Below are 13648 nucleotides of genomic sequence, written 5' to 3'. Positions count from 1 at the left end.
TCACTAGAGCAAAGCTCTCACATAACTACGACTCTCTTGCGTGTCTGACGACACACTGCGAGATTCTAGGTTAGTGCTCGAGGCTTTCCCGCTCTAGCTCACGCTCTTTTACTTTAATCTGCGCCGTCAACGCTCAGCAGGTCAAATTCTAGGTAAGCACCGATGAGGGCGAAGACAAACATTAGGCCTAAGACGATGCCTAACAGGTTGCCTAAGATTTGGCCGTGGGTGAATAATTGGCGGATGCCCCAGGTAGCAATGCCAGATAGGACAAAATCAACGATTAAATTAGAAATGATTTTGCGTTTGGATTGGGTGATCCAAAAACTATTGACGAGAAAACGCAAAAAGCGGTTGTTTACAAAATTTAAAATAATTTCTAAAGGGCGTTCAACGGTAATTTTGACGGCAAGCATGATGCAAGCGCCGACACAACTGCCCACTGCGGTTCGCCATAGGCTAGCACTATGTAAAACTAGGGCGTTATAGGCAATGCCGATCAGAGCTAGGCTCAAAATGTAAGGAATGACCAGCATAAAAGTATAAACTAAAATTGCTTTTTTATTTGACATGATGGGGCGACTCCTATTCTATTTTACGATAAGACGCATTTCGCGATGCCGCATACCGGCGTCTAAATAAGCAGGTTCATCAGCGATAACTTGAAAGCCTAACGCTTCATAAAATTCAATGGCATGTTCTTGTGCACCCAGCTGTAAGGCTTGATCCGGGTAGTGCGCAAGATGATAGTGTACAATAGCCTTAATGAGTTCAGAACCGATATGCTGATGGCGCGCGGCTTTCATAACAGCCACACGTTGAATTAAATTAAAATTTTTATCAGGGCAGGGCAATAAACGTGCTGTACCCACGGGCTGTTGCTTGATATACTTTACAAAGTGAATTGTTTTACTTTCATTGGCATCAATTTCCAAATTTTCAGGGACATGCTGTTCTTTAACAAAAACAGCTTTGCGAATATTTAGCGCATCTTGATAGATAGCGCAAGTTAAGTCAGTTGTAGATTTAATTGTCATAAAACACCTCAGAGTCAATGTTAACATTGATTATTGTACAACACTAGCTTTTTAAGGAGAAAATTGAATGGTCAAAAAACTCAGAGAATCCAGATTAATTACCTGGCTAGTGATTTTGCTATTAGCCGCCACTTTGGTATTTGTGTTATCCAAAATCCAGTTTTTATTCTCACCAATTGGTGTTTTTGTATCCACTTTATTTGGGCCCGTCATTGCAGCTGGGTTTTTGTATTATCTACTCAATCCATTAGTTGTATTGCTTGGTAAAGTTAAAATTAAACGGGGTTGGGCCATTTTGATCGTCTTTTTAATCTTAATTTTAGCGATTATTTGGATTGTGATGACCGTGATTCCTAATTTAATTACGCAAATTACGGCTTTGATTAATAATTTTCCAGATTTTATTAAAGAGATCGAAAAATTAGTCAAAAAATTAAATGAGTATTCTTGGTTTAAACAATTTAATGTGGAAGAAATGCTGAGTTCGATTAAGATTAGTCCAAGCAGCTTGGCAAAAAGCAGCTTTTTGACGATTACGAGTAATTTAGGGTCCTTTATGAGTTCCGCAGCAGGCGTTGTGGTGAATTTAATTACAATTCCAATTGTTTTATTTTATTTCCTAAAAGATGGGAATCGATTTGTACCTAATTTTCAAAAGCTATTCCCCGAACGTTACCGTGAACGGGTGGCGGAATTGTTACATCAAATGAATGGGACAATTTCACGTTATTTTGCGGGGCAGATGTTAGAGTGTTTGTTTGTCGGAACGTTTACGTTTATCGGTTACACGATTATTGGGATGCCTTATGCCTTTTTACTAGGTTTTGTGGCGGGGGTCGCCAATATTGTGCCTTACTTAGGCCCTTATATCGGTCTAGCACCCGCATTAATTATTGGATTAATGCAGTCTTTCCCTAAGGCGATTGCCGTGGTTATTATTGTTTTAATTGTACAGCAAGTTGATGGTAACTTCATTTATCCCCACGTAGTCGGCAAGGCTTTGGATATTCATCCCTTAACGATTATTTTGATTTTGTTAGCTGCTGGGAATATTGCGGGCTTGTTAGGGATGATTCTAGCCATTCCGCTTTATGCCGTAGCCAAAACTGTCGTGAAGTATGTGATTAATTTGTATCATCTGCGTAAAGGCGATGTGGAGGTTGAAGCAGCACTCAAGACGGAAGAAAAACAGCCGCCAAGTGCGACACCACCGCTTGACTAGGCTAATAGCAGTGATCGGTTTAAAATAAGTTTAATTTAGTGTAAAATCAACCGTTACCAGCTTTAAAATTCATTGAAATTATAGCTACAAATTGCTATAATTTTTTTACTATGTATAAATTAGAAAGAGAGCGTGAATAGTCTATGAGTGGTGATGGTTCAGTCACTGGTCAGATAATTTTAATTATTGTTCTAACAATGGTAAATGCAGTGTTTGCGGCTGCAGAAATGGCCATTGTGTCGGTAAATCGAGGTCGAATTGAATCGGAGGCCGCTGCTGGGGATAAAAAAGCTCAGAAGTTAATGGGCGTCATGAATAGTTCGTCCAAGTTTTTAGCGACGATTCAAGTGGCCATTACTTTTGCCGGTTTCTTATCTTCAGCCAGTGCGGCAACGTCTTTAGCTAAGTACTTGGTGCCGCTTTTTCGAGGGGCGCCTTGGGCTAGTGAAGCGTCAGTTGTTGTAATCACCATTATTTTGTCCTATATTACATTGGTTTTTGGGGAACTTTTCCCGAAACAAATTGCATTGCAGCGGGCAGAAGCGGTGGCAAAATTAACCGTAACACCGGTCCAAGCGGTAGGGGTATTAATGCGGCCGTTTGTTTGGTTGCTGTCGGCGTCAACGAACTTACTGATGAAGATTGTACCAATCGATTTCACTAAAGAAGAAGAGCAGATGACTCGAGATGAGATGGTCTCGCTCATTGAAAAATCACGTAAGACAGGGATCATTGCGCCAGATGAATTTGAAATGCTGGAAGGGATCATCTCCTTTAGTGATAAAATGGCTAGGGAAGTTATGGTACCAAGAACCGATGCTTTCATGGTCGATATTGACGATAACAGCAGCGAAAACATTACGGCGATTTTAAATCAACCTTATTCTCGAGTACCTGTCTATAAGGAAGATAAGGACAAAGTCATCGGGGTTGTGCACATTAAGAGTATTTTGCGGGCAGCCCACAAAAAAGGCTTTGAAAAATTAGATTTGGCAGATGTGATGATTGAACCGTTATTTGTACCTGAAACGATGACAATTAATGACTTGTTAGTAGAATTTCAAAAAACACAACAGCAATTGGCAATTTTGTTAGATGAATACGGCGGCGTCGTCGGCTTAGTCACAATTGAAGATGTCTTAGAAGAAATTGTTGGTGAAATTGATGATGAGTCTGATCACGCTCAAAAGTTAATTGATAAAATTAATGACAATGAGTATGTTGTTTTAGGTAAAGTACCATTAGATACCTTTAATAACTACTTTAAAACTGAGATTAAACACTCTGATGTGGATACAATTGCCGGTTATATGATTACGCGACTGGGCATGATTCCTACAAATACACAGCACGAGACCATCACTTTAAATGAGGGTATTGAACTTTATTCCGGACGAATGAATGGCTCAAGATTAGAAACGATTATTGTTAAACTGCCAAAAGTCACCGAAACGGAAGCTGTCTCTGAAACACAGGATTAAAAGAATGGAGATTAATAAAAGACATTGAATGATTTAGAAAAAGCCGTTTCAAAACGGCGGACTTTTGCGATTATTTCTCACCCGGATGCTGGGAAAACAACGATCACCGAACAGTTATTGCTTTTAGGTGGGGTTATTCGAAGTGCTGGGACTGTTAAAGGTAAAAAAACTGGCCAATTTGCGACCTCTGACTGGATGGCGATTGAAAAGCAGCGGGGGATTTCCGTTACAAGTTCTGTGATGCAGTTTGATTATGCGGACAAGCGGGTTAATATTTTGGATACCCCTGGACATGAGGACTTCTCTGAAGATACGTATCGGACATTAATGGCTGTCGATGCGGCTGTGATGGTGATTGACTCGGCTAAAGGGATTGAACCGCAAACTAAGAAACTATTTAAAGTTGTAAAACAACGGGGTATTCCGATTTTTACGTTTATGAATAAATTGGATCGGGATGGTCGTGAACCACTAGATCTAATTGCAGAATTAGAAGATTTATTGTCAATTGAAGGCTATGCCATGAACTGGCCAATTGGCATGGGTAAAGATTTAAGAGGCCTTTATGACCGGGCACAAAAGCGAATCGAATTATATCGGCCGACTGATGAAGCCCATCGCTTTTTGCCATTGGATCCTGAAACTGGCCAATTAACAGAAGCCTCAGACTTAACAGAAGAATCCATCTACCAACAGACGTTAGATGATGTGGATTTATTATCAGAAGCGGGTAATAGTTTTGATTTAGAAAAGATCAAAACCGGCGATCAAACACCAGTCTTCTTCGGTTCTGCTTTAACGAACTTTGGGGTTGAGACTTTCTTGCAGTCTTTCTTAGAGATGGCCCCTGCCCCATCAACTCATGAAATTAATGATGATAGTGAAACTTTAAGTCCAGTGGACAAGCATTTCTCCGGGTTTGTTTTTAAAATTCAGGCCAATATGAATCCTAATCATCGGGACCGAATTGCATTCATTAGAATTTGTTCTGGTGAATTTGATAAGGGGATGGATGTGCAATTAACGCGGACGGGTAAAAAGTTACGCTTAAATAATGCCACCGAGTTCATGTCAGATGAACGAGAAAATGTGGAAAAAGCCGTCGCCGGGGACATTGTGGGTCTTTATGATACTGGTAATTTTCAAATTGGGGATAGTATCTATACGGGTAAGAACCCAATTAAATTCGCCCCATTACCACAATTTACCCCTGAATTATTTATGCGCGTCACTGCTAAAAATGTGATGAAACAAAAGTCTTTTCATAAAGGGATGCAACAACTTGTCCAAGAAGGGGCGATTCAGCTGTATAAAACTTATACAACTGAAGATTACATTTTAGGGGCTGTCGGTCAGCTGCAATTTGAAGTTTTCCAATTTCGGATGAAGAACGAATATAATTCTGAAGTTATTATGACACCAATCGGTTCTAGAACTGCTCGATGGATAGATCCAGAACAGCTGGATGAAAATATGTCTTCTTCGCGGAATCTATTAGTGAAAGATTTAAAAGGCGAACCATTATTCTTATTTGAAAATGCCTTTGCAGAACGCTGGTTCCAAGACAAGTATCCAGATGTTAAATTAACCGCAAAATTATAAAAAGTGATGGTTTACCCAAATAAAAAAGGCACGGTCTCATATTGACCGGCCTTTTTTATTTGCGCCTGGCATGGGCGGTAACCTTTCTCCACTTCTAGCCAAGATATACCTGAATGAATTGGATAACCTACTCGATTCTTATAAGTAGCTAATATATTTTGATTCAATAAAGGCACCGTTATCCAGCTGCGACCAGAGACTATGGTTGTCCAGTTGAATCTGCTGTTGAATGAAGATGACTTCTCCGGGATAAAGCTTGTAATTCAAAGTTTGACCGTAAGGAGCCGACCACATTGTTACTGGGGTATCATGACCTGTGTTGACCACGGCCTGTTTTTGGATAGGTACTTCACTGATAATTTGGTACCGCAATTGCAATGGCTGGGTAGTCTGAGTTAGCAGCTTTGGCCGATAATCATTAACTAATTGAAAATCTTGAGCAATGATCCAAATAAAGCCGCCCAAATTAAACCAGACCCGGCCGTTCGTTTTTTCTTTAACCGCTTGATAGATTCGCCAGATAGACGCTTTTGGCAAAGGCTTCTCTAGCTGAGTCGTTGTATCTGGCTGTGAAAAGACGCGGGTTTGTGCTAACAGTTGAACGTAAGTGTTTTCGGCAACCTCTAGTGCTGACAATTGCATTGTTTCATACGTAATATCAATTTGAGTTGTTTTTTTAGTAAAAGTACCATTCATCTGCGGCTCAATCGACTGCATGAATTGCTGCATTCCACTTAAAGGTTTAACGGCGTAAGCACTATTTAAATGGCCATGTAAAAATTCTGGTGGACTAAGTAAATTACCATTATTATCGCGGTGGTAAACAACAACCGGTGCAGCGGTTTGTTTGGCATAGATTAAATAAATGCCGTGGGGGTTGGGTAAGAAACTTTTTTGAAAATGATGAATGGACGCTAGAATATAGCTGGGAATTGTTTGCCAAGGGATGGTTAATTTACTTTGATAAGGTCCTGTGACAGTCACAGGCTCTAATAAAGGCCGACCCAAACTATCGACGTAATGAATGGTCACGTCGATCGTCTTAGGAATAATTCTGGTATTTGCTTCAGTACGTGCTTCGGCAACATCTAAAGTGGCTGAGACCGGTGAAGGTAAGTGCCGCTTTTTTTCAGAAGCTTTAACCCGCTGCTGCTTTTTCTTGCGCTTAAAATACTTCTGCCGCAAGCCATTGGGTGTTCTAATCATATCTTCCATTCCTTTGGGCAAACGATAATATTAATCTAAGTTTATCACATTCCATTGTTATCGCGCAGTCAATTAATTGAGATTACGAAAAAAATAAGGTTCTAGGCAATTATTATTGTCTAGAACCTTATTCAGCGTTAGTGCATTATTGAGTGCAGCCTATTTATCTTCAGCAGGGGTATCATCAGTTTCAGATTCGTCAGTGGCTGGTGTTTTTGCATCAGCAACGGCGATCTTGATTTGATCATTCTCCATACGGGCATCTAAATCATGTGCCCCTTGATGGTCTAGATAAAAATCAGCAACACGGTCTTCGATTTGTTCTTGAATGACCCGACGTAATGGCCGAGCACCCATTTGCGGATCATAACCTAATTCCACTAAGTTTTCCTTAACAGGTTCCGTTACATGAATATGCAAGCCTTGATCGGCGATCATATTATTTGTATCCGTAATCATTAAGTCAACGATGTGCAATAAGTTGTCCTTAGTTAAGGCATTAAATTCAACAATATCATCAAAACGATTTAAAAATTCAGGTTGGAAATAATTGGTTAATTGATTCAAAACAGAATGGGCGGTCCCATTAGCCGTTGCACCAAAACCAACATTTGCTTCAGCATTTGCTTGACCGGCATTAGAAGTCATAATGATGATTGTATCTTTGAAGCTGACTGTCCGACCTTGAGAATCAGTGAGACGGCCATCATCTAAGATTTGTAAGAACATATGCATAACATCAGGATGCGCTTTTTCGATTTCATCTAATAGAATTAAACTATAAGGATGACGCCGAACTTGCTCTGTCAACTGACCAGCTTCTTCATAACCAACATAGCCAGGAGGAGAACCAATCAGTTTAGACACACTGAATTTCTCCATATATTCACTCATATCAAAACGAATCATTGAATCTTCGCTACCAAAGAGTTGCTTAGCTAATTGTTTGGCAAGTTCTGTTTTACCAACCCCAGTAGGGCCGACAAATAAGAAGGAACCAATTGGCCGACCGGATTTGTTAAACCCAACCCGGTTTCTACGAATGGCTTTAGCAACTTTATCAACAGCTTCATCTTGACCAATAACGTGGGCTCTAAGATCAGGACCCAAGTTCTTTAATTGGGCTTGTTCTTGAGCTTTTAATTCGCCTACTGGAATATTCGTCTTTTCTTCAACGATTTGTTCCATATCTTTTTCGGTAACAGTCGGTTCGTTAGCAGGGTTGATGGTATTTTTTTCCTTCATCCCATTTAACTTTGTGACTTGATCCCGATAATAAGCTGCTTTTTCGTAATCTTCTTGTTTTAAGGCATCTTGTTTTTGCTTTTCAGCAGTCGTAATCTTTTCATCTAATGTCTTTGGATCAACGGCATTGATTGTTAGATTCTTTCTTGAACCGGATTCATCCAATAAGTCGATTGCCTTATCTGGCAAGAAACGATCTTGGACGTAGCGGTTTGAAAGGGCAGCTGCGGCATTGATGGCATCATCTGTGTAATGTACGTGATGATAGTCTTCATATTTTTTTTGGATACCTTTTAGAATTTGAACGGTCTCTTCGACAGTTGGTTCATCTACTTGAACAGGCTGTAAACGTCTGGCCAAAGCAGAATCTTTTTCAATTGTCCGATACTCGTTTAAGGTTGTGGCCCCAACTAATTGAAGTTCGCCACGGGCTAAAGCAGGTTTCAAGACGTTACCAGCGTCCATACCGCCTTCAGCATTCCCGGCACCAACAATTTCATGGATTTCATCAATAAATAAGATGATATTCTTATTCTTCTTAACTTCATCCATTAATTGTGTCATGCGCTGTTCAAATTGGCCTCGGATACCAGTCCCTTGAACTAAGGAAACCACATCCAAACGGACAACTTGTTTATCTTGAAGTTTTGCAGGGACATCGCCATCGACGATCTTCTGTGCTAAACCTTCAACAACGGCTGTTTTACCAACCCCGGCTTCACCAATGAGGACAGGATTGTTTTTAGTCCGTCTATTTAAAATTTCAATGACACGGGCGATTTCTTTATCCCGGCCGATAACTGGATCAATTTGACCCTCTTTGGCCAAGTTTGTCAAGTTTACACCGTACTGCTCTAACAAACCACCTTGATCCCCGCCATTACGTGGATTTCTAGGGCCATTGCCCATACCACCAGATTGGGTCTGTGGTCCTTGCTGGAATGAAGCTGCATCGTTTGATGCGCCTTGACTCATATTCCGGAAGATATCATCCAGACTACCAAAGCCAAAAGGATCATTCATTGCATTTGTAGCGTTATTGCCGCCATTTTGCTGCCGGTTCTTTAAGAGCTGGTAACAATTTTGACATAGGTTAATTTCTTGACGTTGACCATTTACATTCGTATATAAATGGATCGTAGCCTCGTTTTTATGGCAATTTTGACACAACATCGCGTTTGTCACGACCTTTCTGTACAAGCCAACGTAATCAACATCCAGATCAAAGTAATTATTTAATGGCTCTGATCTACAAGTGCTATTATATATTTAGCACTCTAAGTAGTCAAGTGCTAAAACTAAAAAAATAGGCGGTCTTTTCAAGAATTAAGCCGGATTAAAAAAACATCATATAATAGGAACAAATCCATTATATTAATGATAGTATAGTATAAGAATAATTATTTTTATAAAGGTAGGGTCGCTATGGCTGAAGATTTTGAACATGCATTGACACAGTTAGTTGCCGGAGAAATTGATGAGATCAAGGTTGAACCTAAAGATTTCTTGAAATTCCGACGTTTTTGGCAGGAACGTCCAGAGCGAAAAGAGATTATTGGTATAGCTCAGCGAAATGGACAGATTATTTATGAGTTCAGGGAAAACGCTTCAAACTAAGCTATTTCAAGGCTTAGTTATGAAAAAAATGTTGTACTATTTTCAAAAAAATGGTAACCTTAAATTTGGATAAGAGGATAAATATCCTTTAATTTCTTTGTCAGTCAAAGAATAATTTATTGTGAATAAAAAGGAGTTAGATTGATTATGGAAAAACGCGACTTTCATGTAATTGCTGAGACAGGTATCCACGCTCGCCCAGCAACTTTATTGGTACAAACTGCTAGCAAATTTAGTTCTGATATTAACTTAGAATATAAGGGTAAATCTGTTAACTTGAAATCTATTATGGGTGTTATGTCCTTAGGTGTTGGCCAAGGCGCAGATGTTACAATTAGTGCTGATGGTGCTGACGAAAAAGATGCTATTGATGCTGTTGCCGAGACAATGAAAAAAGAGGGTTTATCTGAATAATGTCAGAACAACTAAAGGGAATCGCCGCAAGTGATGGTATCGCCATTGCCAAAGCTTACCGTTTAGTTGAACCGGATCTCTCATTTAACAAGCAAGCTGTAGATGATACGGAGAACGAAACGAAGCGGTTAGAAACAGCAATCTCGAAATCTAATGATGAACTACAAATTATCCGTGACAAAGCAAAAGAGGCTCTTGGTGAAGAAGAGGCTCAAGTTTTTGATGCGCACATGATGATTTTAGCAGATCCAGAATTTACTGGGGCTGTGAAACAAAAAATTGTTGACGAAAAAGTTAACGCTGAAGCTGCTTTAGATGAAGTATCTAGTCAATTTGTTTCTATGTTTGAAGCAATGACTGATAATAAGTATATGCAAGAACGGGCAGCTGATGTTCGTGATGTTACAAAACGTATTATGAGTCATTTACTTGGTGTTGAACTACCGAATCCGGCCTTGATTGATAAAGAAGTCATCATTGTCGCTAAGGACTTAACACCTAGTGATACAGCACAACTTAACAAGAATTTTGTTAAGGCTTTCGTCACTGATTTAGGCGGTCGGACAGCGCATTCTGCAATTATGGCCCGGTCTTTAGAAATTCCAGCAATTGTTGGTAGTGAAAATATCACCACTGAAGCCACTGAAGATGAAATGATTATCGTCGATGGGATCAATGGGGATATTATTTTAGACCCTACAGATGCTGAAATCGCTGAATACCAAGAAAAAGCTAAAGCCTTTGCTGCTCAAAAAGCAGAATGGAATAAGCTTAAAAATGAAGCGACTGTCACAGCGGACGGCAAACACTATACAATTGCTGCTAATATCGGGACACCTAAAGATTTAACGGGTGTATTAGACAATGGCGCTGAAGCAATTGGTTTATATCGGACAGAATTTTTATATATGGATTCTGCTGAATTGCCATCTGAAGATGATCAATTCCAAGCCTACAAGACTGTTTTGGAAAGTATGGGTGATAAGCCTGTTGTTGTTCGGACAATGGACATTGGTGGGGATAAACACTTACCTTATCTACCTTTACCTGAAGAAATGAACCCATTCTTAGGCTATCGGGCTATCCGGATTAGTTTAGATCGGCAAGAAATTTTTAGAACACAATTAAGAGCTTTACTACGGGCTTCAGTCCATGGTAAATTGCAAATCATGTTCCCAATGATTGCAACATTACCTGAATTCCGTCAAGCAAAAGCTATTTTTGAAGAAGAAAAAGCAAAATTAGTTGCTGAAGGGACACCAGTCTCAGATGATATCCAAACTGGGATCATGATTGAAATTCCAGCAGCAGCTGTTTTAGCAGACCAATTTGCTAAAGAAGTTGATTTCTTCAGTATTGGAACGAACGATTTGATTCAATACACAATGGCTGCTGATCGGGGCAATGAACATGTTTCTTACCTCTACCAGCCTTACAATCCATCAATTTTACGGTTGGTCAAGAATGTCATTGACGCTGCCCATAAAGAAGGTAAGTGGACTGGCATGTGTGGGGAAGCCGCTGGCGACTCTATCATGGCACCATTACTATTAGGTATGGGTCTTGATGAATACTCAATGAGTGCGACTTCTGTTTTACGGGTTAGAAGTTTGATGAAACGTCTATCCACAGCAGATATGAAAGTACTCGCTGATAAAGCAATGACTGAAATGACAACGAATGATGAAGTTGCTGAAATGGTTAAAAAGGCAACGAATCAGTAGTTAAAAAACCAAAACTTATCAACGGCTGACGCAAATTGTGTTGGCCGTTTTTTTATGCAATTTTTGAAGGGGACGTTTGACTTTAATAAGTAAGACACTTATGCTAGCTTGTATTGGAAAAAAGGAGCGTTAAAAAATGAGCGTACTAAAAGTGGAACATTTATCCCATCAATTTTTTGAAAAACAACTATACATCGACGCCAGTCTAGAATTGAACGCTGAAGATCATATGGGGATCATTGGTGAGAACGGTGCGGGCAAGAGTACGTTGATCAAATTCTTGACGGGCCAATTAATGCCAGATGAAGGACAAGTGAAGTGGCAGCGTAATATTCAAGTAGGCTATTTAGACCAATACGCCAGTTTAACACCGGGAATGACGGTGGTAGATTTTTTGGAGACGGCTTTTGAAGGGCTCATTAAAGCGGAACAAAAAATGCTGGCAAATTATGAAGCTTACGGTGAAAATCCAGATGCTGAATTATTGGAGCAGGCCGGCAAGATTCAAGAGCAACTGGAAGCGCAAGGTTATTATGAACGGCAGACAGCAATTGATAATGTCGCCGCCGGGTTAGGTATTTTACCTCTATATAATAGTGATGTCGCTGAACTAAGTGGTGGACAGCGCTCTAAAATTATTTTGGCTAAGATGCTTTTATCTCAACCAGATGTATTACTTCTAGACGAACCAACTAACTTTTTAGATAAGGAACACATTGAATGGCTGAGCAATTATTTGACACAATTTTCAGGGGCATTTATTGTAATTTCCCATGATTATGACTTCTTAAATAAGATCACTAATTGTATCAGCGATGTGGAACTCAGCACAATTACACGCTATACCGGTTCATTGAAACAGGCCTTAAAACAAAAAGCTGCCAATCAATTAACATACCAAAAGGAATTTGATAAACAACAACGAGAAGTCGCCAAACTAAAAAAATACATTCAAAAGAATAAAGCTGGAACTCGGGCTAAAAGTGCCAAAAGTCGGGAGAAACAATTAGAACGGATTGATATTTTAAAGCCGCTTTCTAATAATAAGAGCGCTGTTTTAGATTTTCCTTATGTTGATACCGCCAGTCAAATTCTATTTGAAGTAAATAATTTAATGATTGGCTACACACAGCCACTGTTGCATAAAGCTTTAAATTTCTCAATCGGCCGCGATGAAAAAGTCGTGATTCAAGGTTTTAACGGGATCGGGAAATCTACATTGATCAAAACGTTATTAGGTCAAATCCAACCGTTAGCAGGGACCGTTAGTCAGTCTAAAACAAATCAGGTCACTTATTTTAAACAGGAACTAGCTTGGCCAAATCAAAATATGACGCCTTTACAGTATATGCAGGCGAAGTATGAAAAATTGAAGCCTAGAGATTTACGTAAAGTTTTAGCTAAAGCTGGTTTGGGTAGTCAACAAGCGATGTTGAGCTTAAAACAGTTAAGTGGTGGCGAACAAAGTAAAATAAAATTAGCTGAGATGTTATTACAGCCAGGGAACGTTTTAATTTTGGATGAACCGACGAACCATTTAGATGTGGACACTAAAAATGCCCTAAGACAGGCCCTAATTCAATTCCCAGGAACCGTCATTTTAGTTAGCCATGAGGCTGATTTTTATGCAGGTGATTGGATCACTAAAAAAATAGATGTAGAAAAATCAATTTAGTGTTGACATTATTCAAAGAACTTGGTAAGATATAAAAGTTGTCGCTTTAAGTGATTGACACAAAAAAATAATTTTAGAAACCTATTGACATATGCTTCTAAAATTGATATTATATAAAAGTTGTCAATTGCGTATGACGAATTAAATATTTAAAAATATCGTTTGTCATATAACTAGCAGCAATAAGTATCATATAAGATATATCAAATATAAAATAAGTTAACAAAATGTGTTGACAAAATATTTTAAAGATGATATACTTAATGAGTACTTAAATAAGTAGTTCTTTGAAAACTGAACAAAGTTTCGATTTTATCAAATGTGCAGGCTAGGTTCTTAGGAACCTAACAAAAGTAACATTTGCGAAGTCAATTCGCTAGCAAACAAAAAATGAGTCACAAACTTTATTTGAGAGTTTGATCCTG

11 protein-coding genes are annotated in these 13648 nt (G+C 39.2%); 7 read left to right on the top strand and 4 right to left on the bottom strand.

All coding sequences use genetic code 11. The features are described 5' to 3' along the window. Positions 1-113: 113 nt before the first annotated feature. Together EKM93_RS09385 and EKM93_RS09380 are read right to left on the bottom strand one after the other, a co-directional pair. Complete coding sequence (locus tag EKM93_RS09385; protein WP_125715282.1) at positions 114-572, bottom strand: hypothetical protein; 459 nt, start codon at positions 570-572, stop codon at positions 114-116. An 18-nt stretch (positions 573-590) separates the two neighbouring features. Beyond that, a complete protein-coding gene (locus EKM93_RS09380; protein ID WP_125715280.1) occupies positions 591-1037 on the bottom strand; it encodes a GNAT family N-acetyltransferase in 447 nt (148 codons plus the stop codon). A 67-nt stretch (positions 1038-1104) separates the two neighbouring features. On the opposite strand from EKM93_RS09380, the gene EKM93_RS09375 reads away from it, so the two are divergent. The 3 genes from EKM93_RS09375 (at position 1105) to EKM93_RS09365 (ending at position 5342) form a co-directional block, all read left to right on the top strand. Continuing rightward, on the top strand, positions 1105-2259 hold the full coding sequence (locus EKM93_RS09375; RefSeq protein ID WP_125715278.1) for an AI-2E family transporter: 1155 nt from the start codon (positions 1105-1107) through the stop codon (positions 2257-2259). 143 nt (positions 2260-2402) lie between these two features. Continuing rightward, complete coding sequence (locus tag EKM93_RS09370; protein ID WP_125715276.1) at positions 2403-3740, top strand: hemolysin family protein; 1338 nt, start codon at positions 2403-2405, stop codon at positions 3738-3740. Between the two features lie 24 nt (positions 3741-3764). After that, positions 3765-5342 (top strand): peptide chain release factor 3, encoded by a 1578-nt coding sequence (locus EKM93_RS09365; protein ID WP_125715274.1) that lies wholly within the window; start codon positions 3765-3767, stop codon positions 5340-5342. 138 nt (positions 5343-5480) lie between these two features. On the opposite strand, the gene EKM93_RS09360 is transcribed toward EKM93_RS09365, so the two are convergent. Both EKM93_RS09360 and EKM93_RS09355 read right to left on the bottom strand, forming a co-directional pair. After that, positions 5481-6548 (bottom strand): MucBP domain-containing protein, encoded by a 1068-nt coding sequence (locus EKM93_RS09360; protein ID WP_164507053.1) that lies wholly within the window; start codon positions 6546-6548, stop codon positions 5481-5483. A 159-nt stretch (positions 6549-6707) separates the two neighbouring features. Next, positions 6708-8966, bottom strand: a complete 2259-nt coding sequence (locus EKM93_RS09355; protein ID WP_125715396.1) for an ATP-dependent Clp protease ATP-binding subunit — start codon at positions 8964-8966, stop codon at positions 6708-6710. A gap of 252 nt (positions 8967-9218) precedes the next feature. Between EKM93_RS09355 and EKM93_RS09350 the strand changes: the two genes are divergently transcribed. From EKM93_RS09350 to EKM93_RS09335, 4 genes are all read left to right on the top strand, one after another. Beyond that, positions 9219-9410, top strand: coding sequence for a hypothetical protein (locus EKM93_RS09350; RefSeq protein ID WP_125715270.1), 192 nt, complete (start codon positions 9219-9221; stop codon positions 9408-9410). A gap of 147 nt (positions 9411-9557) precedes the next feature. Further along, a complete protein-coding gene (locus EKM93_RS09345) occupies positions 9558-9824 on the top strand; it encodes a phosphocarrier protein HPr (protein WP_125715267.1) in 267 nt (88 codons plus the stop codon). After that, positions 9824-11548 (top strand): phosphoenolpyruvate--protein phosphotransferase, encoded by a 1725-nt coding sequence (gene ptsP, locus EKM93_RS09340; RefSeq protein WP_125715265.1) that lies wholly within the window; start codon positions 9824-9826, stop codon positions 11546-11548. Before EKM93_RS09345 ends, ptsP begins: the two co-directional genes overlap by 1 nt. A 136-nt stretch (positions 11549-11684) precedes the next feature. Further along, entirely contained in the window at positions 11685-13223 is a 1539-nt protein-coding gene (locus EKM93_RS09335) for an ABC-F family ATP-binding cassette domain-containing protein (protein WP_125715263.1), read from the top strand. Positions 13224-13648 lie beyond the last annotated feature (425 nt).

Source organism: Agrilactobacillus yilanensis, from assembly GCF_003946725.1.
Classification (GTDB): Bacteria; Bacillota; Bacilli; order Lactobacillales; family Lactobacillaceae; genus Agrilactobacillus; species Agrilactobacillus yilanensis.
Note: the sequence above shows the minus strand (reverse complement) of the source record. Positions and strands in the feature narration are given on the sequence as shown.